The organism is Streptomyces sp. BE20, from assembly GCF_036322525.1.
In the GTDB taxonomy this organism is placed as follows: Bacteria; Actinomycetota; Actinomycetes; order Streptomycetales; family Streptomycetaceae; genus Kitasatospora.
This window is the reverse complement of record NZ_JAQYWW010001017.1, coordinates 125,615-151,604: the sequence shown is the minus strand read 5'-3', so window position 1 is coordinate 151,604 and position 25,990 is coordinate 125,615. Positions and strand designations below refer to the sequence as shown.

Annotated in this window: 23 protein-coding genes, 1 pseudogene and 2 riboswitches; of the genes and pseudogenes, 15 read left to right on the top strand and 9 right to left on the bottom strand. The window is 73.6% G+C overall.

Features of this window, described 5'->3' with window-relative positions:
• The 4 genes and pseudogenes from PUR61_RS27940 to ctaE form a co-directional block, all read right to left on the bottom strand.
• A pseudogene (locus PUR61_RS27940) lies at positions 1 to 366 on the bottom strand (ubiquinol-cytochrome c reductase cytochrome b subunit); the annotation flags it as partial.
• Positions 363 to 1,433, bottom strand: coding sequence for a cytochrome bc1 complex Rieske iron-sulfur subunit (qcrA, locus tag PUR61_RS27935; protein WP_443035246.1), 1,071 nt, complete (start codon positions 1,431 to 1,433; stop codon positions 363 to 365). The gene qcrA and the pseudogene PUR61_RS27940, both read right to left, overlap by 4 nt.
• Positions 1,430 to 2,239: a cytochrome bc1 complex diheme cytochrome c subunit gene (gene qcrC / locus PUR61_RS27930; protein ID WP_329882198.1), complete on the bottom strand. Its 810-nt coding sequence runs from the start codon at positions 2,237 to 2,239 to the stop codon at positions 1,430 to 1,432. The genes qcrA and qcrC overlap by 4 nt, the downstream gene beginning before the upstream one ends.
• Positions 2,240 to 2,427: 188 nt before the next feature.
• Positions 2,428 to 3,048, bottom strand: a complete 621-nt coding sequence (ctaE, locus tag PUR61_RS27925) for an aa3-type cytochrome oxidase subunit III (protein ID WP_329882197.1) — start codon at positions 3,046 to 3,048, stop codon at positions 2,428 to 2,430.
• Between the two features lie 394 nt (positions 3,049 to 3,442).
• Here ctaE and PUR61_RS27920 point away from each other — a divergent pair, with 394 nt between their 5' ends.
• The 3 genes from PUR61_RS27920 to PUR61_RS27910 all read left to right on the top strand — a co-directional run bounded on the left by PUR61_RS27920 (position 3,443) and on the right by PUR61_RS27910 (position 6,903).
• Positions 3,443 to 3,868: a hypothetical protein gene (locus PUR61_RS27920; protein WP_329882196.1), complete on the top strand. Its 426-nt coding sequence runs from the start codon at positions 3,443 to 3,445 to the stop codon at positions 3,866 to 3,868.
• 213 nt (positions 3,869 to 4,081) lie between these two features.
• A complete protein-coding gene (gene trpD, locus PUR61_RS27915; RefSeq protein WP_329882195.1) occupies positions 4,082 to 5,158 on the top strand; it encodes an anthranilate phosphoribosyltransferase in 1,077 nt (358 codons plus the stop codon).
• Positions 5,159 to 5,336: 178 nt separating this feature from the next.
• Positions 5,337 to 5,454, top strand: a riboswitch (SAM riboswitch).
• A gap of 51 nt (positions 5,455 to 5,505) precedes the next feature.
• Entirely contained in the window at positions 5,506 to 6,903 is a 1,398-nt protein-coding gene (locus PUR61_RS27910) for an aminotransferase class V-fold PLP-dependent enzyme (protein WP_329882194.1), read from the top strand.
• A gap of 28 nt (positions 6,904 to 6,931) precedes the next feature.
• Here PUR61_RS27910 and PUR61_RS27905 read toward each other — a convergent pair whose 3' ends face one another.
• On the bottom strand, positions 6,932 to 7,213 hold the full coding sequence (locus PUR61_RS27905; RefSeq protein ID WP_327676407.1) for an Lrp/AsnC ligand binding domain-containing protein: 282 nt from the start codon (positions 7,211 to 7,213) through the stop codon (positions 6,932 to 6,934).
• Between the two features lie 41 nt (positions 7,214 to 7,254).
• Positions 7,255 to 8,055, bottom strand: a complete 801-nt coding sequence (locus tag PUR61_RS27900) for a rhomboid family intramembrane serine protease (RefSeq protein ID WP_329882193.1) — start codon at positions 8,053 to 8,055, stop codon at positions 7,255 to 7,257.
• A gap of 202 nt (positions 8,056 to 8,257) precedes the next feature.
• Here PUR61_RS27900 and PUR61_RS27895 point away from each other — a divergent pair, with 202 nt between their 5' ends.
• The 6 genes from PUR61_RS27895 (at position 8,258) to PUR61_RS27870 (ending at position 15,750) form a co-directional block, all read left to right on the top strand.
• Positions 8,258 to 8,527: a hypothetical protein gene (locus PUR61_RS27895; RefSeq protein WP_329882192.1), complete on the top strand. Its 270-nt coding sequence runs from the start codon at positions 8,258 to 8,260 to the stop codon at positions 8,525 to 8,527.
• Between the two features lie 377 nt (positions 8,528 to 8,904).
• Positions 8,905 to 10,293 (top strand): NYN domain-containing protein, encoded by a 1,389-nt coding sequence (locus PUR61_RS27890; protein ID WP_443035247.1) that lies wholly within the window; start codon positions 8,905 to 8,907, stop codon positions 10,291 to 10,293.
• A gap of 212 nt (positions 10,294 to 10,505) precedes the next feature.
• Positions 10,506 to 11,549, top strand: a complete 1,044-nt coding sequence (locus PUR61_RS27885) for a C40 family peptidase (protein ID WP_329882191.1) — start codon at positions 10,506 to 10,508, stop codon at positions 11,547 to 11,549.
• A 364-nt stretch (positions 11,550 to 11,913) separates the two neighbouring features.
• A riboswitch (cyclic di-AMP (ydaO/yuaA leader) is annotated at positions 11,914 to 12,066 on the top strand.
• Entirely contained in the window at positions 12,053 to 13,270 is a 1,218-nt protein-coding gene (locus tag PUR61_RS27880; protein ID WP_443035245.1) for an NlpC/P60 family protein, read from the top strand. It overlaps the preceding riboswitch by 14 nt.
• Before the next feature lie 228 nt (positions 13,271 to 13,498).
• Positions 13,499 to 14,563 (top strand): C40 family peptidase, encoded by a 1,065-nt coding sequence (locus PUR61_RS27875; protein WP_329882190.1) that lies wholly within the window; start codon positions 13,499 to 13,501, stop codon positions 14,561 to 14,563.
• Positions 14,564 to 14,631: 68 nt separating this feature from the next.
• Complete coding sequence (locus PUR61_RS27870; RefSeq protein WP_329882189.1) at positions 14,632 to 15,750, top strand: hypothetical protein; 1,119 nt, start codon at positions 14,632 to 14,634, stop codon at positions 15,748 to 15,750.
• 51 nt (positions 15,751 to 15,801) lie between these two features.
• Here the strand turns inward: PUR61_RS27870 and PUR61_RS27865 are convergent, their stop codons facing one another.
• Positions 15,802 to 17,226 (bottom strand): glycosyltransferase family 87 protein, encoded by a 1,425-nt coding sequence (locus PUR61_RS27865; protein ID WP_329882188.1) that lies wholly within the window; start codon positions 17,224 to 17,226, stop codon positions 15,802 to 15,804.
• A gap of 244 nt (positions 17,227 to 17,470) precedes the next feature.
• Here PUR61_RS27865 and PUR61_RS27860 point away from each other — a divergent pair, with 244 nt between their 5' ends.
• A complete protein-coding gene (locus PUR61_RS27860; RefSeq protein ID WP_329882187.1) occupies positions 17,471 to 18,607 on the top strand; it encodes a glycosyltransferase family 4 protein in 1,137 nt (378 codons plus the stop codon).
• 77 nt (positions 18,608 to 18,684) lie between these two features.
• Here the strand turns inward: PUR61_RS27860 and PUR61_RS27855 are convergent, their stop codons facing one another.
• On the bottom strand, positions 18,685 to 20,478 hold the full coding sequence (locus PUR61_RS27855; RefSeq protein WP_329882186.1) for an AMP-dependent synthetase/ligase: 1,794 nt from the start codon (positions 20,476 to 20,478) through the stop codon (positions 18,685 to 18,687).
• Positions 20,479 to 20,820: 342 nt separating this feature from the next.
• Between PUR61_RS27855 and PUR61_RS27850 the strand changes: the two genes are divergently transcribed.
• From PUR61_RS27850 to PUR61_RS27830, 5 genes are all read left to right on the top strand, one after another.
• Positions 20,821 to 21,291 (top strand): SRPBCC family protein, encoded by a 471-nt coding sequence (locus PUR61_RS27850; RefSeq protein ID WP_329882185.1) that lies wholly within the window; start codon positions 20,821 to 20,823, stop codon positions 21,289 to 21,291.
• Between the two features lie 26 nt (positions 21,292 to 21,317).
• Positions 21,318 to 22,493 carry an ArsA family ATPase gene (locus tag PUR61_RS27845; protein WP_329882184.1) on the top strand — a complete coding sequence of 392 codons (1,176 nt, stop codon included), beginning with the start codon at positions 21,318 to 21,320 and terminating at the stop codon, positions 22,491 to 22,493.
• Between the two features lie 85 nt (positions 22,494 to 22,578).
• The gene (locus PUR61_RS27840; protein WP_329882183.1) at positions 22,579 to 23,067 is read left to right on the top strand and encodes a DUF5304 family protein; all 489 of its coding nucleotides are present in this window, start codon (positions 22,579 to 22,581) and stop codon (positions 23,065 to 23,067) included.
• 304 nt (positions 23,068 to 23,371) lie between these two features.
• Positions 23,372 to 24,316, top strand: coding sequence for an ROK family glucokinase (locus PUR61_RS27835; RefSeq protein ID WP_329882182.1), 945 nt, complete (start codon positions 23,372 to 23,374; stop codon positions 24,314 to 24,316).
• A gap of 119 nt (positions 24,317 to 24,435) precedes the next feature.
• Positions 24,436 to 25,179 (top strand): endonuclease/exonuclease/phosphatase family protein, encoded by a 744-nt coding sequence (locus tag PUR61_RS27830; RefSeq protein ID WP_329882181.1) that lies wholly within the window; start codon positions 24,436 to 24,438, stop codon positions 25,177 to 25,179.
• 39 nt (positions 25,180 to 25,218) lie between these two features.
• Here the strand turns inward: PUR61_RS27830 and PUR61_RS27825 are convergent, their stop codons facing one another.
• The gene (locus tag PUR61_RS27825) at positions 25,219 to 25,986 is read right to left on the bottom strand and encodes a hypothetical protein (protein WP_329882180.1); all 768 of its coding nucleotides are present in this window, start codon (positions 25,984 to 25,986) and stop codon (positions 25,219 to 25,221) included.
• Positions 25,987 to 25,990: the final 4 nt, after the last annotated feature.

Here is a 25,990-nt window from a genome sequence, read left to right as displayed (position 1 = left end):
GCGGACCAGCAGACCGCCGCGCACCTCGAAGCTGATGTCGACCGTCGACGCGTACGCCTCGGACATCGGGATGCCCTTGAGCGGGATGTACACGCCGTCGTAGATCACCTCGCCCATGGAGGGCTTGAAGAACAGCGTCAGGTAGACGCCGGTCAGGATGATGATCACGAAGGTGTAGAGGCAGATCTCGCCCAGCATGAAGGACCAGTGGTCCGGGAAGATCTTGCGCAGGTTGGCCCGGGCGAGGGAGTAGATCCCCAGCCGGCCGTCCGTCCAGTCCGCCGCCTGCTCCCACTTGTTGGCGGGCTTGGCGCGCGTGCTGGCGGGCTTGGTGGCACCGGAAGTGGTGCGGCTCGCGCTACTCATCGAGCACGCTCCCAGTAGCTCGGGCCGACGGGCTCGTCGAAGTCGCCGGTGGCGACCAGGAAGCCCTTCTCGTCAGTGGTGATCTTCAGCTGCGGCAGCGGGTGGCCGGCCGGGCCGAAGATGACGCGTGCGCCGTCCGCCAGGTCGAAGGTCGACTGGTGGCAGGGGCAGAGCGCGTGGTGGGTCTGCTGCTCGTAGAGGCTGATCGGGCAGCCGACGTGGGTGCAGATCTTGGAGTAGGCGAGGATCCCCTCGAAACCCAGCTCCTTCGACTGCTCGTCCTTGATGTCCGCCGGCGCGATGCGCACCAGCATCAGGGCGTCCTTGGCGATGCGCTGCTGGAAGTCCTCGTCGTGGGTGTGCAGACCCTCGGGCATCGCGAAGGTCAGCGACCCGACCACGATGTCCTCCGCCGTCATCGGCAGGTTGGTGTTCATGTTGATGAGCGCCAGGGGCTTGGCCGGGGTGGCCTCCAGCCAGCCGGTGTGCTCCAGCTTGTCCTCGGGCAGCGGGCCCAGGTCGCGCAGCAGCACCACACCGGAGAGCGGCACCAGGGCCATCGAACCGATGAGGGTGTTGCGGATCATCTTGCGGCGGCCGAAGCCGGACTCCGCGGCGCCCGTCCGGAACTGCTCGATGACGTCGTTGCGGACCTCGTCGTCGGCCTCGATCGGGTGACGCTCGGCCGGCAGCTCGACGTCCGACATCAGGGTGCGGGCCCAGTGGACCGCGCCCGCGCCGATCAGGAACAGAGCCACGCCCAGGGTCATGCCCAGGGCGAAGTTCAGCGCGCTGATGTGTCCGAGCGGCCAGACGTAGACGATCTTGTCCTTGTCGATGGCCACGTAGGAGGCGATGAAGGCGACGGTGGCGATCATCGAGACCACGAACATCAGCGACACCTGGCGCTCGGCCCGCTTGGCGGCCCGCTCGTCGATGTCGGTGCGACGCGGTTGGTGCTCCGGCAGACCCGGGTCGGCGAACGGATCGCCGTGGGTGGCCACCTCGTGGTGCCCGGCGGAGCCGTGGGACTCCGGGAGCTTCTCTTCTGACATGTCGTGGCTCATGACTTCTTGGCCTTGGTGGTGTGGGCGGCGACCCAGATCGCGACCGCGATGAGCGCTCCGAGCCCGAAGATCCAGCCGAACAGACCCTCGGTCACCGGACCGAGGCTGCCGAGCGTGAGACCGCCGGGGTTGGGCTCATCGTTGGTGGTGTGGCGGACGAAGGCCACGATCTGCTTCTTCTGCTCCTCGGGCATGGTGCCGTCCGGGAACGACGGCATGTTCTGCGGGCCGGTCTGCATGGCCTCGTAGATGTGCTTCGCGTCCACGCCCTCCAGCGACGGGGCGTACTTGCCCTGGGTCAGGGCACCGCCCTGACCGGCGAAGTTGTGGCACTGGGCGCAGTTGGTGCGGAACAGCTCGCCGCCCTTGGAGAGGTCCTCGGGGTTGGTCGAGGTGTACTGCTCCTCGGTCGGCGTCACCGGGCCGGGGCCGAGCGAGGCCACGAAGGCGGCCATCTGGTCGATCTCGGCCTGTGAGTAGATGTTCTTCTTGGCCGGCACCTGGGCGCCGGGCTGCTGGGCCGGCATGCGGCCGGTACCGACCTGGAAGTCGACCGCGGCGGAGCCGACGCCGACCAGGCTGGGACCGTCGCTCGAACCCTGGCCGTTCAGGCCGTGGCAGGAGGAGCAGCCCACGGCGAAGAGCTTCTTGCCCTCATCGATCGCGAGCGACTGCGCGGCGACGTCGGCCTGCGCCTTGTCGGCGGGCGCGAACGCGGCGTACAGCCCCCCGGTTGCCGCCAGGGCGAGAAGTAGGACGACCAGCGCCGCCAGTGGGTGGCGCCGTCGTGCGGAGAGCTTTTTCACGGAATAACCCCGGTGTCAGGATCTGGTCGACTGGTGGGTGCACCCGGCGGCCGGTCTGGCCGGCACGAGGCTGCCTGTCTAGGGCTGCGCGCGCGGTCGGTCGGTGGGAGCGTCGCCCACCGGCGAAATCGGGCCGTCACCCAGAAGGGCGGGACCCGGAGCCGGTGGCCAGCGACCTGATCAGCTGGTTACTTGATCAGGTAGATGGTCGCGAACAGGGCGATCCACACGACATCGACGAAGTGCCAGTAGTACGACACCACGATCGCGGCGGTGGCCTGCTCGTGCGTGAAGCGCTTGGCTGCGTACGTCCGTCCCAGGACCAGCAGGAAGGCGATCAGACCACCCGTCACATGCAGACCGTGGAAGCCGGTGGTCAGGTAGAACACCGTGCCGTACGGGTCGGAGGACAGCGAGAGACCGTCCTTCTTGACCAGCTCGGTGTACTCGAAGATCTGGCCGCCGATGAAGATCGCGCCCATCACGAAGGTGATGATGAACCACGAGCGGAGCTTCTTCACGTCCCCGCGCTCGGCGGCGAAGACGCCGAGCTGGCAGGTGAGCGAGGAGAGCACCAGGATCGTGGTGTTGACCGAGGAGAAAGGCACGTTGAGGGCGTGCGCCTTCTCGGTCCAGTACTCGGCTCCCTTCACGGAGCGGAGCGTGAAGTACATCGCGAAGAGGGCCGCGAAGAACATCAACTCGGAACTGAGCCAGACGATCGTTCCGACGCTGACCATGTTCGGCCGGTTGACCGATCCGTGCGCGTGCCCGGTTTCTACTGCTGTTGCTGTCGCCACGACGGACATTATGTCGGTCCCTTATTCCGTCTTCACGTCGGGGGGTGTCCCTCGGAGTGTCCGGTGCGTGCGGTATGCCCCCCTGGTGGCCGACGGGCCGTCCGGACCGCCGCTGAGCAGCGGCGTGTCCCTTTTCTGACGGTTCTTCGAAGGCCCCTTCGACCCTGTTGCCCGCGTGTCGCACCACCCTTTCGGGGCCCTCCGGTAGTAAGGGGAGAAGCTCCCCGTCCGCCGTACGGGTGGACTGAGGGGGTGAGGGTGACGCGCTGTCCTCCGGCCGGACCAGTCGTGGGCGCGGCGGCTTGAGAAGGATCGCGCGGGAGTGGCTCGGCGGCCGGTGATCGGGAGTAGCATCCGGGGAGAGGCGAACGTGGTCCGGATCACACGTGAGGGAGCAGGGCCCATGGCGTACACGACCGACGAGACGCTGACCGTTCTCGTCTACAGCCACGACCGCACCACCCGCGAGCAGGTGCGCACGGCACTCGGCAGCCGGGTGGCCGAGGATCTGCCGGAGCTGTCCTACCTGGAGTGCGCGACCACCCCCGCGGTGCTCAAGGCGCTGGAGAAGGGCGGCGTGGACCTCTGTGTGCTGGACGGGGAGGCGGTTCCGGCCGGCGGGCTCGGACTCGCCCGGCAGCTGAAGGACGAGATCTACGGGTGCCCGCCGCTGCTGGTGCTGATCGGCCGGCCGCAGGACTCCTGGCTCGCCGCCTGGAGCCGGGCCGACGCGGCGATCTCCCAGCCGGTGGACCCGGTGGCGCTGGCCGGGGCCGCGGGCACGCTGCTCCGGGCGCGGCTGGCCAAGCGGACGCCGGCCGCCCGCTAGCGGGCGCGCGGAGGTCCGGAGGCCCCCCGGGACCGGGGGCGGCCGGGCCGCGCCTCCCGGGAGGGGCGTTCCGGACGAGGTGTCCGGGGCCTCGCGTCTCACTACGGGAGAAGAAGGGTGAACGGCGGAGCCCCGGTGCCCCGCCGCTCGATAGGCTGACTCCGTCCCTACGGTCCATCCCCGTACACCGGGGAGCGAGAGCTGGAGTCAGCCATGGTGAACGCGCACCCTGCGAACGGCGGTAGCGACCCCGCGCAGGTGGTCCGCACCTGGCCGGACATCCTGACGGTGCTGCTGCGCGGGGAGGACCTCGACCGCTCGGCCACCGCCTGGGCGATGGACCGGATCATGAGCGGCGAGGCGTCCCCGGTCCAGGTCGCCGGGTTCATGGTGGCGCTGCGGGCCAAGGGCGAGACGGTCGACGAGATCTCCGGACTGGTCGACTCGATGTACGCGCACGCCGAGCCGCTGTCCGTCCCCGGCCCGGCGGTGGACATCGTCGGTACCGGCGGCGACCGGGCGAAGACCGTCAACATCTCCACCATGTCGGCGATCGTCGCGGCGGCGGCGGGCGCCAAGGTGGTCAAGCACGGCAACCGGGCCGCCTCCTCGTCCAGCGGGTCCTCGGACGTGCTGGAGAAGCTCGGGATCCGGCTGGACCTGGCGCCGAGCCGGGTCGCCGAGGTGGCCGAGGAGGTCGGGCTGACGTTCTGCTTCGCGGCCACCTTCCACCCGTCGATGCGGCACGCCGCCCCGGCCCGCCGCGACCTCGGGGTGCCCACCGCGTTCAACATCCTCGGGCCGCTCACCAACCCGGCGCGGGTGACCGCGCACGCGATCGGCTGCTTCGACACCCGGCTCGCCGGGCTGATCGCCGGCGTGCTGGCGCGGCGCGGCTCCACCGCACTGGTCTTCCGCGGCGACGACGGCCTCGACGAGCTGACCATCACCACCACCTCGCGGGTCTGGATCGTCCGCGACGGCGCCGTGACCGAGACCGTCCTCGACCCGCGCGACGTCGGGATCGAGCCGGTCGGCATCGAGGCGCTGCGCGGGGCGGACCCGGCGTACAACGCGGACGTCGCGCGCCGGCTCCTGGCCGGGGAGCACGGGCCGGTCCGGGACGCCGTCGTGCTGAACTCGGCGGCGGCACTGGTGGCACTCGACCTCACCGACGCGCCGCTGTCGGAGCAGCTGGCGGCCGGTATGGAGCGGACCGCGGCGGCGATCGACTCGGGCGCCGCCCGGGACCTGCTGAAGCACTGGTCGGAGGCCACCGCGCGGGTCTGATGCGGTGACAGGGGCCGGCGGGGCGTCTCCCGCCGGCCTCTGCCGTTCCCGGCCGCGACCCGGCCGCGACCCGGTCCGGACGGGCCGCAGCCCGGCCCGCCGACCGCTGCCCGGACGGCCGTCCGGGATGTGGACCCGTGTTTGACCACGGGACGGACGCGACCTAGAGTCTTCGCCAGGTCATGAGTGACAGCATCAAGCCCCAGCTGGCTGTCCGGCAACCCTCCGTCCGTGGCGGGGTGCCCTGGGTGAGGACCGGGTCATGCGGCAATCCGTCCGCGTGACAAGCGCGGACGCCGGACGAGGTGTACTCCCGGGGTCCAGGCCCGTAGAAGGAGTGCATCCCCATGTCCCTTTCCTCCCAGTTCCCGGCCGCCGTCCTCGACCAGACCGACGCCGCGCAGCCGCTCCTCGCCGTGCTCGGCCACGACGTCCAGGTCCCGCTCGCCACCGGTGAGAAGGTCGGCTACGCGGCGCTCGACTACGCCGCCAGCTCCCCGGCGCTCCAGCGGGTCTGGGACGACGTCGCCGCCTACGCCCCGTACTACGGCAGCGTGCACCGCGGCGCCGGGTACCTCTCGCAGCTCTCCACCGACCTGTTCGAGCAGAGCCGCCGCACCGTCACCGAGTTCCTGGACCTGCGCGAGGGCGACCAGGTGGTCTTCACCCGCGCCACCACCGACTCGCTGAACCTGCTGGCCGCCGCCGTCCCGGCCGGCACCCGGGTGTTCGCGTTCGAGACCGAGCACCACGCCTCGCTGCTGCCCTGGGCGCACGCCGGCCTGGCCGTCACCTACCTGCGCGCCCCGCGCTCGCACGCCGAGGCGGTCGCCGCCTTCGACGCCGCGCTGGCCGAGTCGCCCGAGGGCCCCAAGCTGCTCTGTGTCACCGGCGCCTCGAACGTCACCGGCGAGCTGTGGCCGGTCGCCGAGCTGACCCGGACCGCCCACCGCCACGGCGCCCGGGTGGTGCTGGACGCCGCACAGCTGGCCCCGCACCACCGCGTCTCGGTGCGCGAGCTGGACGTGGACTGGATCGCCTTCTCCGGGCACAAGCTGTACGCGCCGTTCGGTGCCGGTGTGCTGGCCGGCCGCTCCGACTGGCTGGACGCGGCCGAGCCGTACCTGGCCGGCGGCGGCGCCACCCGGACGGTGGCCCGCGAGGAGGACGGCTCGGTCGCCGTGCAGTGGCACACCGGCCCGGCCCGGCACGAGGCCGGCTCCCCGAACGTGATCGGCGCGTACGCGATCGCCTCCGCCTGCCGGGCCCTGACCGAGGCCGGCTTCGACGCGCTGGAGGCCCGCGAGCGCGTGCTGGTCGAGCGGCTGAAGGCCGGACTGGCGGAGATCCCGCAGGTCAAGGTGCTCAACCTGTTCGGCCCGGAGTCGGCCCGGGTGGGCGTGCTCTCCTTCGTCGTCCAGGACTGGAACAGCTCGCACTTCTCGGCCGCGCTCTCCGCGGAGTACGGCATCGGCGTGCGCGACGGCCTGTTCTGTGCGCACCCGCTGCTCCGCACCCTGCTCGGCGACGAGGACGTCGCGCCGTCCGAATGCGGTGCGCCCGAGCCCTCGCTGCCGGGCGAGCGCAGCCTGAACGCGATCCGCGTGAGCTTCGGCGCGGGCACCCCGGACGAGCACATCGACCGGTTCCTGACCGCCGTCCGCGATCTGGTCACGGACGGGGCGGCCTGGAACTACCGCAACGAGGGCGGCCGTTGCGTCGCGGACACCCGTCGGGGAGCCTGACGGAGCGCCGGCCGGGCGCCCGACGGGGTCAGGCGTCGAGGCCGATCGCGAAGGCGGCCTCCAGGTCGTGCTGGGAGTAGGTGCGGAAGGCGATCTGGGTCTCGGTGTGGGCCACGCCCGGGACCTTGTTGAGCCGGCCGGGGATCACCTCGGCGAGGTCGTCGTGCCGCCGCACCCGCACCATCGCGACCAGGTCGTACCCGCCGGTCACCGAGTAGACCTCGCTGACGCCCTCGATGGCGGCGATCGCCTCGGCGATCTCCGGGATGCGGTCGACGCTGGTCTTGATCAGGACGATGGCGGTGATCACGGTGCGAGCTCCTTTGTGAGGTGCCGCCAGCGTATCGGGCGTCAGCCGGACGGTCGCGGGCGGCGGGCGGCCCGGGGGCGGCGCTCGGCCAGGGTGCAGGCGTAGAGGAAGCCGGCCGCGAAGCCGATCACGTGCACCAGGTAGGCGACCCCCGGCCCCGCCGAATGGACCGACCACCACTGCAGGGCGAACCAGAGCCCGAGCACCAGCCAGGCCGGGAACCGCAGCGGGAGGAAGAGCAGCAGCGGGACGAGCGTGGTGACCCGGGCCCGCGGGTGCAGGCGGAGGTAGGTGCCGAGAACGGCCGAGATCGCCCCGGAGGCGCCGATCAGCACCCGGGTCGAGTCCGCCGTGTGCGCCTCGGCGAGCGCGAAGCCGTAGGTGGCCACCGCCCCGGCCGCCAGATAGAAGAGGACGAACCGGGGGCGGCCGAGCCGCCGTTCGACGGTCGGGCCGAAGACGTGGAGGAAGAGCAGGTTGCCCAGCAGGTGCAGCCAGCCGCCGTGCAGGAAGAGCGCGCTGAGCACCGAGAGCGCCGGGTGCTTCCCCGGGGTCGGCGCGGCCGGGCAGCCGGGCACCGGGTCGGGGGCCTCGGCCAGCTGTTCGGCGGTGAGCGGATGCCCGGCCAGCAGTTCGGCCGGCACGGCCCCCCAGCGCTGTTCGTAGCGCTGCTCGGCACAGACCCGGGCCTGGTCGCGCCCGTACAGCGGATTGAGTCCGGCGGCCGGCCCGAACAGGAAGACCACGGTGTTGAGCGCGATCAGCGCGTAGCAGACGGCCGGAGCGGCGGCGGCCGGTCGGCCGTCCCGTGCACCGGCGTGGTCGAGGACCGGGATCGCCATGCCGCCAAGCATCCCTCCGGCGGACCGGGCGGGACCGCATCGTTACGGCAGGTGGCCCAAGGCGGTGATCGCCGTGACCGGTGGTCACGAAGGTTGCCCCAGGCAATAGGCTTGGGGCGGGCATTCCCGCCTCCCGCCGCCGACGCCGGGGCTCCGGGGGGAGCGCCTGAGCCCATCCAGGGACCACCCGAGAGGACCCCCGATGACTGTCCCCGCTCTGACCGCCGAGACGCGCTGGCGCTGCACGCTCTGCGGAAACCTGACCCGTTTCGACGTCACCCGCACCGCCCGGGTGACCGAGTTCCTCCACTTCGACCTGGCCGGCGATTCCAAGGTCGAGGAGACCCAGGTCCTCAGCGAGACCGTCGAGTCGGTGCGCTGCCGCTGGTGCAACGCGGTGGACCAGGTCGAGCTGGTCGCCCGCCCGGGTGCGGCGGACGCCGGGCCCGAGGCCGCCGGCGAGCAGGGCTGATGCCCTGCCCGTGCGGTGGACGGCACACGGCGTGGCGGTCCACCGCACGGGACAATACAGAGAGAACGCACGGGGTGTGACGCGGGTGCCGGCCGCCGGCCGTCGCCCGCTGGACCAGGATCGGAGCCGAGGACGTGGTGGACGCAGCGAAGGAGCCCGCCGGGCCGCAGGGGCAGCAGCCCGCTGTGGACGCGCAGGCGCCGGACGCGGCCGTGGCCGCTCCCTTCGGTTCCGGCGCCGCGGCCGAGGTGGCCGGCGGTGAGGAGCCCGGTGGCGGTGACGAACCGGCGGCAGCCGTCGACGGGCCGGGCGGGCAGGGCGAGCAGGGTGGGCACGACGGGCCCTCCGGTGCCGGTGGGGCGGGCGACCGTGACGGGCTGACGCCGTCGACGGCGGAGGAGCCGTCCGACGAACGGCCCACCGAGACGCCTGCCGATGCGCCCGCTGAGACGCCTGCCGAGAAGCTGGACCGGCCGCTGCCCGAGGGGGTGCGCCGACGGGTGGTCGGCCTGGCCGCCGACGCGCTCGGCGGGCTGCCGCTCGGCGAGCTGCCCCAGTCGCTGCGCCAGTACGCCAAGTTCACCCCGGCCCGTCGGGCCAAGTACGCGGCCACCGCGCTGGCCGCCGCGCTGGAGTCCGAGCCGGCCTTCCGCGTGCGGATAGCGGAGCGGCTGCGGCTGGGCCAGCCCGATCTGGTCCGGGCGCTGGAGTCGGGCACCGTTCCGGGTGCCGCCGATCCGATGGACGTGGCCGCGGCCGCGTACCTGGTCCGGTCGGCGGGCTGGAGCCGCCTGGTCGCGGAGGCGGGCGAGGAGGCCGAGCGGGCCGGCGCCGAAGGCGCGGCGGCCGAGGCGGCCCGGCTGGTGGAGAAGCTGCAGGCCGAGCTGGCCGAGGTGCGGGCCGCCGCCCGTGCCGACCTGGACCGGCAGCGGAGCGAGTCGGAGGACGTCCGCAAGGAGGCCGAGTCGCTGCGCCGGAAGGTCCGTTCGCTGGAGAGCGACACCCGCCGGGCGCAGGCCGAGACCCGCAAGCTGGCTGTCGAGTTCGAGGCGGTCAAGGCGCAGGCGGCGGCCGAGCGGAGTGCCGGCGAGAGCGAGACGCGGCGGCTGCGGCACCGGGTGTCGGAGCTGGAGACCGCCGTCGAGCAGGGCCGCCGGTCGGCCCGCGAGGGGCGCAGCGTCGAGGACATGCGGCTGCGGCTGCTGCTGGACGCCGTCCTCCAGTCGGCCCAGGGACTGCAGCGGGAGCTGGCGCTCCCGGTGTCCCAGATCCGTCCGGCGGACCTGGTGGAGGCGGTGGTGCCGGGTTCGGCCTCGCCGCACGACGTGGCGCGGCGCGGTCTGGCGGAGGACGACCCGGCGCTGCTGGACCAGCTGCTGGCGATCCCGCAGGTCCATCTGGTGGTGGACGGCTACAACGTGACCAAGACGGGCTACCCGACGCTGCCGTTGGAGCAGCAGCGGATCCGGCTGCTGGGCGGGCTGGCGATGCTGGCGCAGCGCACCCAGGCGGAGGTCACCTGCGTGTTCGACGGGCAGGACCTGGACGTGCCGGTGATCATGGCGCCGCCGCGCGGCGTGCGGGTGCGGTTCAGCCGAACGGGGGAGACGGCGGACGAGTTGATCCGCCGGTTGGTGCGGGCCGAGCCGCAGGGGCGCCCGGTGGTGGTGGTCTCCACCGACCGGGAGGTCGCGGAGGGCGTACGGAAGGCGGGCGCGCGCCCTGTAGCCTCCGTTCTGCTGCTCAATCGGCTGGCCCGGCCGTAGCCGTGCGCCGGTCCCGAGCGGGCGGGAATGACGCCTGGTCAGCGCCGGGATTGCGGCGATGTGAGGGTCTCGTGAAGTCAGGGAGTGGGGGACGGGTTCACGCCAACGGGGGAGTGGCGCAAAGCGTGGATCTTCACTAGTGTCTGGCGTCAAACCTATTTTCCGGATTCTCACCCGTTCAGGTGAGTCCATTGGAAGAAGGAGCCGGTCTTTTGGCCTCCCACCGCCGTCCCAAGCAGCCGAGCCGCGCGCGAGTCACCGTGCTCACCGCGGCCGCTGCGACCGCGGTCGCTCTCTCCGCCCAGGTCGCCGCTCACGCCGCGCCGAGCCCGTCGCCCAAGAAGGACGACGTCAAGGCGCAGATCGACCAGCTGCAGGAGGAGGCCGAACAGGCCACCGAGCGATTCAACGGCGCCAAGGAGCGGGCCGACCAGCTGCGCAAGCAGGCTGACCAGCTCCAGGACCAGGTGGCCCGAGGTCAGGAGCAGATGACCCAGCTTCAGGCCGGGCTGGCCGAGGTCGCGGGTGCGCAGTACCGCACCGGCGGCATCGACCCGTCGGTCCAGCTGATGCTCTCCTCCGACCCGTCCGGCTACCTGGACAAGGCCAGCAGCGTGCAGCAGGCCAGCTCCAGCCAGGCGGAGGCGCTCAAGGGGCTCCAGGACCAGCAGCGCCGGCTGGATCAGCAGAAGGTCGAGGCGGCCGCCGTCCTGGCCTCGCTGGACACCACCACCAAGGACCTGAACCAGTCCAAGGCGGAGGTGAACAAGAAGCTCAAGGAGGCCCAGGACCTGCTGAACTCGCTCAGCGCCGCCGACCGTGCGGCCCTGAAGGCGGCCCAGCAGCAGGCCGACCGCGCCTCGCGCGGGACCGAGCGTCCAGACCTGGGTGAGCTCCCGAAGGCCTCCGGCATGGCCGGCTCCGCGGTGGCCCTCGCGATGGCCCAGCAGGGCAAGCCGTACGGCTGGGGTTCCACCGGCCCGAACAGCTTCGACTGCTCGGGGCTCATGGTCTGGGCGTACGGCAAGGCCGGGGTCTCGCTGCCGCGTACCTCGCAGGCCCAGGGCAACTACGGCACCCGGGTGCCGTCGCTCGCCGAGGCGCAGCCGGGTGACCTGATCATCTACCGCGACGACCGCAGCCACGTCGCGATGTACATCGGCAACGGCATGGTGGTGCACGCGCCCCGCACCGGTGACGTGATCAAGGTGATGAAGGCCGACGGGATGAAGATCAACACGATCCGCCGCGTCTGACGCGCCGGGGTGTCCGGCCGTTTGACGGTCCGCCACGACACGCCCGCGGGCCCGCCGAAGGCCCTGTGATCCGCGCCACCTCCGAACGGGGGTGGCGCGGGTGTTTCGGCCGCCGGTTCGACCGCGAGGTGAGGAACGATCAGCTCCGTGTACGGCGCTGGTCACACCCGGTCATATTCGCAAATGAACTTCGGTATTCTTCTAGCTTTTTTCCGACAAGGATTTGAACGGATCACGGATCTGTTACTAGGGTCGTACCTCGAACCACCGCACAGTCGATCACCCAGCCCGGGTGGCGGCGGTGGTTCCCGCCGAGTTCGTGAAACAGCGGGACGGGCAGTCGCCCGTCCGAGTGAGAGCCCAGCAGTCGGGGGCGCTGTGGAGTGGAGCCGGGGAACCACGTTCCTCCGGGGTGAATCGGCGCCAGGTCGGTCGCGTGAGCGGCCGGTGAGGCGTCGTAGGGCACGCTTCCGCCCGAACCCGTCAGCTCACCCGGTAGGCGGATGAGGAAGAAGGAGTCCGCCTTCGTGGCGTCCCATCGTCGTCCCAAGCCCGCCGGCCGCACCCGGGTCTCGATCATGACCGGCCTCGCCGCCGCGGCCGTCGCCCTTTCCGCGCAGTCCGGCGCCCACGCCGACCCGACGCCGACCAAGGACCAGGTCAAGGAGCAGGTCGACCAGCTCAACGAGCAGGCCGAGATCGCCACCGAGAAGCTCAACGGCGCCCAGGCCAAGCAGCAGGAGCTGCAGAAGCAGGTCGGCGACCTCCAGGACAAGGTGGCCCGTCAGCAGGCTGTGGTGACCGAGGCGCAGGGCGGCCTCGCCGAGATCGCCGGCGAGCAGTACCGCACCGGCGGCATATCGCAGACCGTCCAGCTGGTGCTCTCCTCCAGCCCGGACAACTTCCTCAACCAGGCCGACGCCCTGAACCAGGCCGGTTCGACCCAGTCCGGCGCGCTGAAGGAGCTCCAGGAGCAGCAGCGCAGGCTCGACCAGGACCGCACCGAGACCCAGAACAAGCTCGGCGAGCTGGAGGCCACCACCCAGCAGCTGAAGACCTCCAAGGAGGAGGTCCAGGCCAAGCTGACGAAGGCCCAGGACCTGTTCAACACGCTCAGCGAGCAGGAGCGCCTGGCGATCCGCGCGGCCGAGGAGAAGGCCGCCGCCGAGGCCAAGGCGAAGGCGGACGCCGCCAAGGCCGAGGCCGCCAAGGTCGCCAAGGCGAAGGCCGACGCCGAGCGCGCCTCCCGCGAGAACGACCGCACCAACCTCAGCGCGCCGTCCACCCAGGCTCCGTCCACCCAGGCGCCCGCCGCGCCGGCCTCCTCCGCTCCGGCGGCGCCGAAGCCGGCCGCGCCCGCCGCCAACAGCTCGCGCGCCGCCGCCGCGATCGCCGCGGCCGAGAGCAAGCTCGGTGCCCCGTACGTCTACGGCGCCACCGGCCCGAGCAGCTTCGACTGCTCCGGCCTCACCGGCTGGGCCTACGCCCAGGCGGGCGTGTCGCTGCCGCGCACCTCGCAGGCGCAGGCCGGCGCCGGTACCCGGATCGGCTCGGACATCTCCCAGGCCCAGCCCGGCGACCTGGTCATCTTCTACGGCGACCGGCACCACGTCGGCATCTACGTGGGCGGCGGTCAGGTCATCCACGCCCCCAAGCCGGGCGCGTCGGTGCGTTACGAGGCGGCCTCCAACATGCCGGTCAACTCCATCGTGCGCCTCTGATCCCCGATCACGCGGTCCGTACGGGCCCGGTCTCCCCGCGAGGGGAGGCCGGGCCTGCGGCTTTTCCCCCGCTCGGGCTGATGTCCGATTGAGGGTCAAATATTCGGGTTGGGAGGGGTTTGGACTCGGTTGCCCGGACTCGCTAACGTCTGCCACCGGACTCCCGCTTCCAGCCGTCCTCCCCGGGGCGGCGGCGGGCCGTTGCCGCAGGATCGGAGCCGACGCCGCATGCCCGTGCACCGCCGTTCCCCGCTGTCAGGTGCGCACGCCCTCGCCCGGGCGCTGGTGCTCACCGCGGCGGCCACCACCGCGCTGGGTGTGGCGACCGGAGGCACCGCCCAGGCGGCGCCCGGCTCCCCGGACGGGCCCGCCAACCGCAAGGACGTCAAGGCCCAGGTGGAGCAGCTGTACGAGGAGGCCGAGCAGGCCTCCGAGCGGCACAACGCCGCCCAGGAGGCCCAGCAGAAGCTCCAGCACGAGACCGGCACGCTCCAGCAGCAGACCGCCGTCGCCCAGGACGAGCTCAACCAGCTCCGCGGCGACCTCGCGGCGGTGGCCGGCGCCGAGTACCGGGGCGGCGGCATGGCGCAGACCGTGCAGCTGATGCTCTCCGCCGACCCGGCGGGCTACCTCTCCCGGGCCCGCAGCCTCGACCAGGCCGCCGAGCGGCAGAACGAGACGCTCCGCGAGGTGGTCGCCCGGCAGCGCGGACTCGACCAGCGCCGCGCCGAGACGTCCGCCAAGCTCGCCGAGCTGGACCAGACCCGCAAGGCGCTCGCCGAGAGCAAGCAGCAGATCCAGCAGCGGCTGGCCAAGGCGCAGCGGCTCCTCAACAGCCTCGGCGTCGTCGAGCGGGCCCGGCTGGCGGCGCAGGACGCCCGGGAGGCGGAGCAGCGGGCCACGCGCGGCACCGACCGGCTGGACCTCGGGACCGCCCCGCCCGCCTCCGAGCGGGGCGCCGCCGCGCTGGCCGCCGCCGTCAAGATGATCGGCTCGCCCTACGTGTACGGATCCACCGGGCCCAAGGCGTTCGACTGTTCCGGTCTGATGTACTGGAGTTGGCGGCAGGCCGGAGTGACCCTGCCGCGCACCTCGCAGGCCCAGGCGTACGCCGGCCGGCGGGTGGGACTCTCCGAAGCGCGGCCGGGAGACCTGGTGATCTTCTACCGGGACATGCACCACGTCGGGATGTACGCCGGCGGCGGCGTGATCGTGCACGCCCCGTACCCGGGGGCCAAGGTCCGCTACGAGAGCGTCGGCGCGATGCCGGTCGCGGGGGTGATCCGGCTCTGAGCCGCCCCGGCCCCTCCCCGGTCGGCGCCACGGGCGGCGGCCGGACGCTGTCCCGGCGCGGCGCCCTGTTGCTCGCGGCCGCCGGTCTGGCCCAGCTCTCGATGCCCGGGGCCGGCCGGGCCGCTCCGGCGTCGGCCGCGGCCGACGAGCACGCCGAGGTCCTCGCGGCGCTGGACGAGCGGGCCCGGGCACTGACCGCGGGGCCGCCCGCGCTGCCGGTCCGGGCGGTCTACCGCAACCTGCTGCTCGGCCCGGTGGACCCGGCCGGTCGGTGCTCCGCCACCGCCGAGCTGGCGGTCACGGTGACCGGGTACGACGAGCAGCCGGTGGTGTACCCGCGCCGGCTGACGCTGGCCGGGAGTGCCGGGGACCGACGGGTGGAGCGGGAGGAGGGACTCGACGGCCCGCCCCCGCTGTGGGACCTCGGTGCGGTCCGGGCCGCCGCCGGTGAGCACTGCCTGGTGCTCGGCCCTGCGGATCCGCCCGCGCTGGCCGAGCTGGCCGCCGCCGGCGACCGCGCCGTCCCGGCGGTCGAGGCGCTCTGGGGCAGCGACTGGGCGGGCCGGCTGCTGTTCCACCTGCCGGCCACCGAGGAGCAGTTCGCCCGGCTGGTGGCGGGCGGCTCGCCCGGCTGGTCCGGGATGGCGGCGGTCACCGTCGCGGCCCCCGGGGCGCCGCGGCGCGCCCCGGCCGACCGGATCGTGGTCAACCCCGGGGCGTACGGGCGGCTGAGCGACTTCGGCCGGCAGGTGGTGACGACGCACGAGGCGGTGCACGTGGCCACCCGCGCCGACACCCGGGCCTGGACGCCGCTCTGGCTCTCCGAGGGGGTCGCCGACTGGACCGGGTACCGCGACTCGGGCCGCCCGGCCCGGCGGATAGCCCCCGAGCTGGCCCGGGACGTCGCCGCCGGGAGGGTGCCCGTCGCGCTGCCCGGGGACGGGGACTTCACGGCCGGCGCCGGCGGCATCGCCCAGGCCTACGAGCAGGCCTGGCTGGCCTGTGACCTGATCGCGCGCCGGTACGGGCCGCAGCGGCTGGTGGCGCTCTACCGGGCGGTCGGCGAGGCCGGCCCGGGGGCCGACCGGGAGGCGTGGCTGGACGGGCTCCTCCGCGACGGGCTGGGCCTCGGGCTGGCCGAGTTCACCCGGCTCTGGCTCACCGAGGTGCGGGGCCTGGCGGGGTAGTCACGGGCCGTCCGGCGACAGCTGACCGGAGCCGCCGGCCGTCCGCCCCGGTCAGCGTTCGCTGCGGGCGGTGGGCCGGTCGATGCCGTCCAGCAGGTCCTGCTCGTACGCGATGCCCGGGCGGACCGAGTAGGCGGAGGCGACGGCCGGGACCTGCTCCGGGCGGGGCAGCACCACGGTGGCCGGGAGCCGCTCGGCGCGCCGGGTGGAGCGCCAGAGCCGGACGCAGGAGACCCAGGTGGCGGCCAGCAGCAGCAGGTTGCGCAGGGTCAGTACGGCGATCGCGGTCGGCTTGCTGTCGACCACGTCGCCGAAGATCAGCGGGAACTCCACCAGGGTCAGCGGCGTCGCGGCCAGGACGAGCAGGGCGACCGGCCGCTGACTGGTGCCGCGCACCGTCAGGCAGACCGCGGCCGCGCCGACCAGCCAGACCAGGTACTGCGGGCTGATCACCCGGCTGGTGACGGTGAAGATCAGCAGGGCGGCCAGCGCCGCGTCGTACATGGTGGCCGCGTTCCGCCGGCGGGCGGTGAACCGCCACAGCAGCAGCCAGCCGAAGCCCAGGACCGAGCCGGCCAGCATGACCTTGGAGACCACCGGCACCCACGGTCCGAGCATCTCGACGGAGCCGTAGTTCATCAGCACCTTGCCGTCCCAGGCACCGGCGATCCGGGCGAAGTGGATCGGCAGTGCGCCGACCGACTCCACCTCGATGCCGCGGTCCTTCTGGAACGTCAGGAACCTGAACGCGCCGTTCATCCCGGCGGCCAGCAGGAAGCCGATCGCCGCGGTCGTGGCGGCGGCGGCCGTCCAGGAACGGCGGGTTCGCCGGCCGGACGGGGTGCCGATCAGGCCGAACAGCGGCCAGATCTTGATGATCCCGCCGAGGCCCAGCAGCAGCCCGCCGACGGCCGGACGGCGGATCAGCGCGAGCAGGCCGGCCACCGCGATCGCGGTGACGATCACGTCGTAGCGGTTGTAGATCATCGGGCCGAGCAGCGGTACGCCCGCCACCCAGACCCAGGCGCCGGTCAGCGCCCGGCCCCTGCGCAGGCCGGTGCGGACCAGCAGGGCCATCGCGGCCGCGTCGGCGATCCCGCAGATCACCCAGAACGACACCAGGTACGACCAGGGCAGCAGCCCCGGCAGCATGATCACCAGGGCGGCGCCGGGCGGGTACTGCCAGGTGACGTCGTCGAGCGGGAAGGTGCCGGTCTGCAGGACGCCGTACCAGGCGTGGTAGATGATCCAGACGTCGGCGGTGATGTCCCCGCCGGGCATCCGCAGCACGCCGGTCACCAGGAGCAGCAGCAGCGCCCGGGAGGCCACCCAGCTCCCGCCGAGCGCGAGCAGTGCCCCGGCCCGCCCGGAGGGGCGCGCAGGGCCCTGGACGGGCCCCTGCCGGACCGCCAGCGCCGTGCCGGAGCCGGCGACGCCGATGGGTGAACCGGACTCGGTGGCCGGGGCCAACTCCACTGCGCTCCCTCGTTCGTCTCGGACGTCCCACCGGAGGCGCCGTGCGACGGACGCCCGGGCCGCCGGTGCCGGGCCGGCGCCGTCCGCCGGCCCGGCCGCACCGGCCGCCTAGGTTCTAGGACAGACCCGGGGATGGAACGGTTGCCGTGCGCGGTTCCGTTCCCGGCGGGTCATGGTGTTGACCTATCGTACGGATCACCCAGCGGTACACCGAGCACCCCCCGACCGAGCGAGCCGTCGCCTGATGCACAAGACCTTGATCGTCACCAACGACTTCCCGCCCAGGCCCGGCGGCATCCAGGCCTTCGTCCACAACATGGCCGTCCGTCAGCCCGCAGGGAGCGTCGTCGTGTACGCCTCCAGCTGGCGCGACGGCGGCGAGGTGGCGCGGTTCGACGCCGAGCAGCCGTTCCCGGTGATCCGGGACCGGACGAAGGTGATGGTTCCCACACCCCGGGTCACCCGGCGGGCCGCCGAGATCCTCCGGGCCGAGCGGTGCGACTCGGTCTGGTTCGGCGCCGCCGCCCCGCTCGGCCTGATGGCCCCCGCGCTGCGCCGGGCCGGGGCCGGCCGGCTGCTCGGGATGACCCACGGCCACGAGGCCGCCTGGGCCCAACTGCCGGTCGCCCGGCAGCTGCTGCGCCGGATCGGCGAAGGCACCGACACCCTCACCTACCTCGGCGAGTACACCCGCTCCCGGATCGCCGGCGCGGTCGGGCCGACGGCCGCCGCGCGGATGGTGCAGCTGCCGCCCGGCGTGGACGAGCGGACCTTCCACCCGGACTCCGGCGGCGCCGCGGTCCGTGAGCGGCTCGGCCTGGCGGGCCGTCCGGTGGTGGTCTGCGTCTCCCGGCTGGTGCCGCGCAAGGGCCAGGACACCCTGATCGAGGCGATGCCGCAGATCCTCGCCGACGTGCCGGACGCCGTCCTGCTGATCGTCGGCGGGGGCCCGTACCGGGCGGAGCTGGAGAAGCTGGTGGACGCCCGGGGCGTGCGCCCCTCGGTGCGGTTCACCGGCTCGGTGCCCTGGGAGGAGCTGCCCGCCCACTACGGCGCCGGGGACGTCTTCGCCATGCCCTGCCGCACCCGCCGCGGCGGGCTGGACGTCGAGGGCCTCGGCATCGTCTACCTGGAGGCCTCGGCGACCGGGCTGCCGGTGGTGGCCGGGGACTCCGGAGGCGCGCCGGACGCGGTGCTGGAGGGCGAGACCGGCTACGTCGTACCGGGCGGCTCGCCCGCGGCGGCGGCCGAGCGGATCGTCCGGCTGCTGAAGGACGAGGAGCTGCGCCGGAGGATGGGCGAGGCCGGGCGGCGCTGGGTCGACCGCTCCTGGCGCTGGGACCTCCTGGCCGGGCGGCTGACCTCGCTGCTGGCCGGCTGACGCCGCCGGACGGCCCGCCCCGTCGTTCCGAGGGGCGGGCCGTACCGGTGACCGGGCCGGACGGGGGCGGGCGAGTCCTAGCGCTGGTAGATCGACTCGACGTCGGCCGCGAAGTCCTTCAGCACGACGTTCCGCTTGAGCTTGAGCGAGGGCGTCAGGTGGCCGCTCTCCTCGGAGAGGACGGTGTCCAGCAGGCGGAACTTCTTGACGGCCTCGGCGTGCGAGACGGCCGCGTTGCCGTCGTCCACCGCGGACTGCAGGGCGGCCAGCAGGTCCGCGTCCTCGCGCAGCTCGGCCACGGTGGCGGTGGCCGGCTTGCCGTTCAGCTCCTTCCACTTCGGGAAGAAGTCCTCGTCCACGGTGAGCAGGCAGGCGACGAACGGCTTGCGGTCGCCGACCACCATGACCTCGCCGACCAGTGCGTGCGCCCGGATGCGGTCCTCGATCACCGCCGGGGCGACGTTCTTGCCGCCCGCGGTGACGATGATCTCCTTCTTGCGGCCGGTGATGGTGAGGTAGCCCTCGTCGTCCAGCGACCCGAGGTCGCCGGTCGAGATCCAGCCGTCCTTCAGGGTGTCGGCGGTCGCCTGCGGGTTGTTCCAGTAGCCGGTGAACACCTGCGGACCCTTGAACAGCACCTCGCCGTCCTCGGCGATCCGCACGGCGGAGCCGGGCAGCGGCTGGCCGACCGTGCCGATCTTCGGTTTGTCCCACGGGTTGAAGGCGGTGGCCGCGCAGGTCTCGGTCAGGCCGTAGCCCTCCAGCACGGTGAAGCCGATGCCCCGGTAGAAGTGGCCGAGCCGCTCGCCGAGCGGGGCGCCGCCGGAGATCGCGTGGGTCGCACGGCCGCCGAGCGCGGCCCGCAGCTTGCTGTAGACCAGCTTGTCGAAGACCGCGTGCTTCAGCTTGAGCAGCAGCCCGGCGCCGCCGGCGTCCAGCGCCCGGCTGTACGCGATCGCGGTGTCGGCGGCCTTGTCGAAGATCTTGCCCTTGCCGTCGGCCTGGGCCTTGGCGCGCGCCGTGTTGTACACCTTCTCGAAGACCCGCGGCACACCCAGGATCAGGGTCGGGCGGAAGGACGCCAGCTCCGCCGTGACGTCCTTGATGTCGGAGACGTGGCCGAGCTTGATCGGGGCCATCGCCGGGGCGATCTCGGCGATCCGGGCGAGCACGTGCGCGAGCGGCAGGAAGAGCAGGACGGAACTCTCGCCGGTACGGAACAGCGGGGCGAGGCGCTCCACCACGTTGCCGCACTCGGCCAGGAAGTTCGCGTGGGTCAGCTGACAGCCCTTCGGGCGGCCGGTGGTGCCCGAGGTGTAGACGATGGTGGCGACCGAGTCGGCGGTGGCCACCGAGCGGCGCTCGGTGACGGTCGCGTCGGCGACCCTGCGGCCGGCCTCGGCCAGCGCGGCCAGCGCGCCGTCCTCGATCTGCCAGGTGTGCGCCAGCTCCGGCAGCCGCTCGCGGACCGTCTCGACCACCGCGGCGTGCGCGGCGGTCTCGGTCAGGACGGCGACCGCCCCGGAGTCGCCGAGGATCCACTCGACCTGCTCGGCGGAGGAGGTCTCGTACACCGGCACGGTGATCGCGCCGGCCGTCCAGATCGCGAAGTCCAGCAGGGTCCACTCGTACCGGGTGCGGGACATGATGCCCACCCGGTCGCCCGGCCGGATGCCGGTGGCGATCAGGCCCTTCGCGGCGGCGTGCACCTCGACCAGGAACTGGGCGGCGGTCAACTCCTGCCACCGGCCGTCCACCTTGCGGCTGAGCACCATGACCTCGGGGTGCCGCTCGGCGTTCTGGTGCACGAGGTCGGAGAGGTTACCGCCGCTCGGTACCTGGTAGAGGGCCGGAAGGCTGAAGTCGAGCAAGACTGCTCCTCGTTCGCGACGCTGCGGGACGGCAGGACGTTACTGCCCGGTAGGCGGCTTCGGCCAGGGGGGTCGGCCCCGGTGTTCGAAGTGTCACACCTTGACCCGTCCGACCAGGTCGGGACCCGGTCGTTCGAATGGCACCCTACGACAGCCCCGGGGTGACCGGCCGGTAGCCACCGGCCCGGCCCAGGAGGGCGACCCCGCCCGCCCTCCGCGGGGCGGGCCGGGCGGCGGACCGCGGGCGGCGGAGATCGCCGGTCGCGATAGCCTGCTCCGGGCGCACCCGACCGAGCAGGCTCGGCCGGGACGGCAGCAAGGGACGACGCGGAGGGCCATTCCATGGCGGAGCACACCAGGTCGAGCATCACCATCGACGCGACCCCGGCGGCGGTCATGGCCGTGATCGCCGACTTCGCCGCCTACCCGGCCTGGACCGGTGAGGTCAAGGAGATCGAGGTGCTGGAGACCGTCGAGAACGGCCGCGCCGCACAGGTCAGGCTGCTGCTCGACGCCGGCGCGATCCGTGACGAGCACGTCCTCGCCTACAACTGGGACGGCGACCGCGAGGTCGGCTGGACGCTGGTGCGCAGCCAGATGCTCCGCTCGCTGGACGGCTCCTACACCCTGGCCCCGCTCGGTACCGACCGCACCGAGGTCACCTACCAGCTCGCCGTGGACGTCAAGATCCCGATGCTCGGCATGATCAAGCGCAAGGCCGAGAAGGTCATCATCGACCGTGCCCTGGCCGGCCTGAAGAAGCGGGTCGAGGACACCGGCACCACCGGCACCACCAGCACCGTCGAGGGCTGACGGCGGGCGAACGGGGGCAGTACGGCATGACGGCGACACGCACCATCCTGGTCAGCGGCGACACGGCGGCACCGACGGTGGCCGCCGCCACCGCCCTGCACGCCGCCCGGCAGGGCCGGCGCACCCTGCTGCTGGCCGCCGACGACCCGCACCGGACCCTGGACGCCGTCCTCGGTACCCGGCTGGAGTCCGCGCCCGAGCCCTACGCGCCCGGCCTCACCGTCGCCCGGATCGACGAGCAGGCCGCCTTCCGGCGCGCCCTCGACGTGGTCGGCGGCCGGCTCAAGCCCGCGCTCGACCTGCTCGGCGCCGATCCGCTCGACCCCGAGGAGCTCACCGCCCTCCCCGGCACCGCACGGCTCGCGCTGCTGCGCGCCCTGCCGGCCGCCGACGCGGACGTGCTGGTCGTGCTCGCCCCGCCGCCCGCCGACCTGATCGCCACCCTGGCCCTGCCCGAGCAGCTGGAGCGCTACCTGGCCCGGCTCGCGCCCGAGCAGCGGCAGGCCGCCCGGGCCCTGCGCCCGCTGCTGGCCGGCCTCGCCGGCGTGCCGATGCCCGCCGACTGGCTGTACGAGGCCCGCGGCAAGGCGGCCGGCGCGCTCGCCGAGGCGCGCGCCGCGATCTCCGCGCCCGGCACCACCGTCCGGCTGGTCACCGCCGCCGACGCCCACCCCTTCGCCGGGCTGCGCCGGATCCGGGCCGGGCTGGCCCTGCACGGCCACCGGCCGGACGCCGTGGTGGTGCACGGTGCGCTGCCGGACGGCGCCGTCGACTCGCCCGACCCGTGGCTGGCCGCGCTGGCCGGCCGCCGCCTTGAGGAGCTGGCCGAACTGGCCGCCGCCTCGGACGGCGTTCCGGTGCTGACCACGGGGTTCGCCGAGGCCACCCTGGAGGCCGTCGCCGACCGCCTCTACGGGGCCGGCCCCGGTCCGGAACCGCGTCCGGCCGAGCCCTGGACCGTGGAGGACCGGCTGGCCGCCGAGGGGCTGCTGGTCTGGCACCTCGCCCTGCCCGGCTCCGAACGTGCGGACCTCGACCTGGTCCGGCGCGGCGACGAACTGGTGGTCGGACTCGGCGCCCACCGACGGGTGCTCACCCTGCCGTCGGCGCTGCGCCGTTGCACCGTCGCCGGCGCGGGTCTGCACGACGGGGCGCTCACCGTCCGCTTCGCGCCGGATCCGGCGCTCTGGCCCCGGAGCTGAGGCCGGTCGGGGCGTTCCCGGTGGTCCGGTAGCGTCGGGACCGGTGGCCGTGGACGCGGCCACCACAGCTGAGGAGGCGCCCGCGATGACCACCACCGACCGGACCGAGCCCACCAACGAGCAGGACGGCCCAGGCGGGGACGGCCCGCAGGCGCACCCGTTCGGGCCGGAGTTGGGCCCGCTGGTGGACGAGGTCCGCCGGTTCGCCGCCGCCGTCGGGGGGAAGGCGCAGGAGGCGAGCGCCGAGACCCTGATCTCGCTCGCCGGGATGGCCGACCGCCTGCGCGAGAAGCAGCCCGAGGTGTACGGCCACCTCGCCGCCGCGGGCACCGGACTGGCCGCAGCCGGGACCGAGCTGCTCGCCGCCTACCGGGCCGCGGTGGCCGGCCACGAGCACCGCTGGACCGCGGGGGAGCCGGCCCGCAGCGAGCGGGTCGACCTCGACGCTCCCGGCTCGGCCGACGCTCCCGGTACCTCCGACACTCCCGGTACCTCCGACGCTCCCGACGCGCCCGGGCAGCCGGACGTGCCCGGACGGCCGGACGTGCCCGGACGGCCCGGCGCGCCCGAGTAGCCCGGCGCGCCCGACGGTCCGCCGCCTCCCGCCCATCCTCCGCCGCCTCGCGGGCGCTCCGGCCGCCCCGGTCGGGCCCGCCACGCCTGAGGGGCCGTCCGACAAGCAGTGAACCCCTGGTCCCGCCCTGGTCATCCGTCGGCTTCGGCCGGTGACGCCACCGGAGAAAATGTACGACTTTTGAAGGGGATCGGGCGCGTCCTGGCCGGATTGTCTTCGGTTAATGTATGCGACGGTGTGTACGGGGGCAGGGTTGGGCGGTAGCGTTCCGTCCAGCGGGATCGAGTGAATAGCTGAGGGACACATGGCTCTGACCATCGGCGTCGACGTCGGCGGGACCAAGATCGCGGCAGGCGTGGTCGACGAGGCCGGCGAGATCCTGGCCCGGACCAGGGTGCCGACCCCGGCCGACCCGCAGTGGGCGGTCGACGCCATCGCGCAGGCCGTGCGCGAGCTCAAGGAGCAGTACCCCGACGTGGCCGCGGCCGGCATCGGCGCCCCCGGCTTCGTGGACCGCGACCGCTCCACGGTGATCTTCGCCCCCAACATCGACTGGGAGGACGAACCGCTGCGCGGCCGGATCGAGGAGCTCACCGGCCTGCCCGCGGTCGTCGAGAACGACGCGAACTGCGCCGCCTGGGCCGAGTACCGCTACGGCGCGGCCGCCGGGCACTCCGACATGGTGCTGATCACCGTCGGCACCGGCATCGGCGGCGGCCTCGTCCTGGACGGCCGGCTGCACCGCGGCCGGTTCGGCGTGGCCGGCGAGATCGGCCACCTCAACATGGTCCCGGACGGCCTGCCCTGCGGCTGCGGCGGCAAGGGCTGCTGGGAGCAGTACGGATCGGGCCGGGCGCTGCGCCGGTACGGCCGGGAGAAGTCGGCCGCCGACCCGGTCCGCGGCAAGCGGATGCTGGAGCTCAACGACGGCGTCGCCGAGACCATCCGCGGCATCCACATCACCCAGGCCGCCGAGGAGGGCGACCCGCTCGCCCTGGAGTGCTACGCCGAGCTGGCCGACTGGCTGGGCCGGGGGATGGCCGACCTCGCCGCGCTCTTCGACCCGGGCGTCTTCGTGCTCGGCGGCGGCGTCTCCGACTCCGGCCGGCTGCTGCTCGACCCGGTCGCCAAGGCCTTCGAGCAGTACCTGACCGGTGGCGTGCACCGCCCCCGCGCCGAGGTGGTGCTCTCGTCGACGGGCTCGGCGGCCGGCATCGCCGGCGCGGCCGACCTGGCCCGCACGATCTGACCCCTCGCTCCTCCGTGCACGGCGGCGGCCCGCCCGGGCCGCCGCCGTCGTGTTTCCGGCCCCCGGGGCCGCGTCCTGCCGTACGGTCGTCCCCGAGGACGCCCCAGGGGAGGACCGCCATGACCACCGGACCGGCCGAACTGCCGCCGCCCGGGCCGCGCCGACTGCGGCTGCTCAGCTACAACGTCCGCTCGCTGCGGGACGACCGGAACGCCCTGGTCCGGGTGATCCGGGCCTGCGCGCCGGACGTCGTCTGCGTCCAGGAGTCGCCCCGCTACTGGCGGCCCGAGGGGCAGGCCGCGTGGCTGGCCCGGCGGACCGGGACGGTGATCCTCTCCGGCGGCGGCCGGATCGCCGCCGGCCCGCTGCTGCTCGGCCGGCCCGGCGTCGAGGTGCTGGCCGTGCACGACCGGCTGCTGCCGAAGACCCGCGGGCTGCACGCGCGCGGCTTCGCCACCGCGCTGCTCCGCACCGCCGGTGCGGCGCCGTTCACCGTCACCACCTGCCACCTGAGCCTGGACGCGGACGAGCGGTACCGGCAGTTCGGGCTGCTGCCCGAACAGCTGCGGTACGCCGGATCCGGCGTCGTGGCGGGCGACTTCAACGAGCACCCGGACGGGCCGGGCTGGCGGATGCTGGCCGGGCGGCTGCAGGACGGGTACGCGGTCGCACCGTGGGGCGGCGAGATGACGTCCGTCCCCGACAACCCCTACCAGCGGCTCGACGCCGTGTTCGCCACCCCGGGCGTGCGGGTGCTCGCCTGCGGGGTCCCGCACGGGCTGCCCGGCGTCACCGGGGCCGACCTGCGGGCCGCGACCGACCACCTGCCGGTACTCGCCGTCCTGGAGCTGCCGGCGGGCTGACGCGCGGCGGCACCCGGCCCGCGCCGGTCGGCGCCCGGATCAGACGACGGCGCCGCCGTGCGGGTCCTCGGGCTCGTCCTCGTCGTGCTCCTTCATCCGGACCACCAGCGTCGCGAAGCCGCCCAGGAAGGCGGCCACCCCGAGCCAGGCCGGCCAGCCGGAGACCTCGCGCCAGACCACCGCGTCGAAGAGCAGCAGGGCCGGGCCGCCGAGTACGGCGAGCCAGGCGAACTTGGCGGTGGTGTCGGCGGTCGGCAGCGGCGGGGGCTCCGGCGGGACGAAGTGGTCCTCCTCGGTCCCCTCGGTCAGCTCGAAGTCGCGCGGGCCCGACCCGGCGGCCGGCATCACCGGCCGGTTGGAGCGGGGACGCGGCTGGGGCGCCAGGTCGGCGAGGTCGCCCGACTCGGCGGGGCCGCCGCCGTCCTTGAAGCCGCCCTTGAGTTCGCCCCGCGCCCGGAGGTTCTCGATCTCCGGCCAGTTCGGGTTGTTGAGGTCGACCGGGTCGTCGAACTGGGCGACCAGCGCGGCGAAGATCTCGTCCTGCTCGGCCTGGCTGCGTTCGGGCGCGCGCCGCACCCGGGGCGGCTCGGCGGCCCCGGCGTCCTGCGCGTCCGCGGTGCCCCCCTGCGTACGGGTACCGGCCTCGTCGCCGCCCGCCTGCCCGCCGTCCGCCTGCTCGCCGCCGGTCTTCCCGCTGCCGGTCTTCCCTCCGCCGGCCGGCTCGCCGCCCGGCCGTGCGCCGTCGGTGGCCGCGCCGTCCTCGCGGGGTGACTCGTCCCCGCCGCCCGCCGTGCTGCTCTCGTGCACTTCC

Bases quoted from the DNA above. Each gene is read 5' to 3' on its own strand.
- PUR61_RS27845 (WP_329882184.1), top strand. From the start codon at position 21,318: ATGACGGCGACACGCACCATCCTGGTCAGCGGCGACACGGCGGCACCG.
- PUR61_RS27920 (WP_329882196.1), top strand. From the start codon at position 3,443: ATGGCGTACACGACCGACGAGACGCTGACCGTTCTCGTCTACAGCCAC.
- PUR61_RS27860 (WP_329882187.1), top strand. From the start codon at position 17,471: ATGCACAAGACCTTGATCGTCACCAACGACTTCCCGCCCAGGCCCGGC.
- PUR61_RS27880 (WP_443035245.1), top strand. From the start codon at position 12,053: ATGAGGAAGAAGGAGTCCGCCTTCGTGGCGTCCCATCGTCGTCCCAAG.
- PUR61_RS27900 (WP_329882193.1), bottom strand. From the start codon at position 8,055: ATGGCGATCCCGGTCCTCGACCACGCCGGTGCACGGGACGGCCGACCG.
- PUR61_RS27840 (WP_329882183.1), top strand. From the start codon at position 22,579: ATGACCACCACCGACCGGACCGAGCCCACCAACGAGCAGGACGGCCCA.
- PUR61_RS27910 (WP_329882194.1), top strand. From the start codon at position 5,506: ATGTCCCTTTCCTCCCAGTTCCCGGCCGCCGTCCTCGACCAGACCGAC.
- PUR61_RS27835 (WP_329882182.1), top strand. From the start codon at position 23,372: ATGGCTCTGACCATCGGCGTCGACGTCGGCGGGACCAAGATCGCGGCA.
- PUR61_RS27895 (WP_329882192.1), top strand. From the start codon at position 8,258: ATGACTGTCCCCGCTCTGACCGCCGAGACGCGCTGGCGCTGCACGCTC.
- trpD (WP_329882195.1), top strand. From the start codon at position 4,082: ATGGTGAACGCGCACCCTGCGAACGGCGGTAGCGACCCCGCGCAGGTG.
- PUR61_RS27875 (WP_329882190.1), top strand. From the start codon at position 13,499: ATGCCCGTGCACCGCCGTTCCCCGCTGTCAGGTGCGCACGCCCTCGCC.
- PUR61_RS27850 (WP_329882185.1), top strand. From the start codon at position 20,821: ATGGCGGAGCACACCAGGTCGAGCATCACCATCGACGCGACCCCGGCG.
- qcrA (WP_443035246.1), bottom strand. From the start codon at position 1,433: ATGAGCCACGACATGTCAGAAGAGAAGCTCCCGGAGTCCCACGGCTCC.
- PUR61_RS27830 (WP_329882181.1), top strand. From the start codon at position 24,436: ATGACCACCGGACCGGCCGAACTGCCGCCGCCCGGGCCGCGCCGACTG.
- ctaE (WP_329882197.1), bottom strand. From the start codon at position 3,048: ATGTCCGTCGTGGCGACAGCAACAGCAGTAGAAACCGGGCACGCGCAC.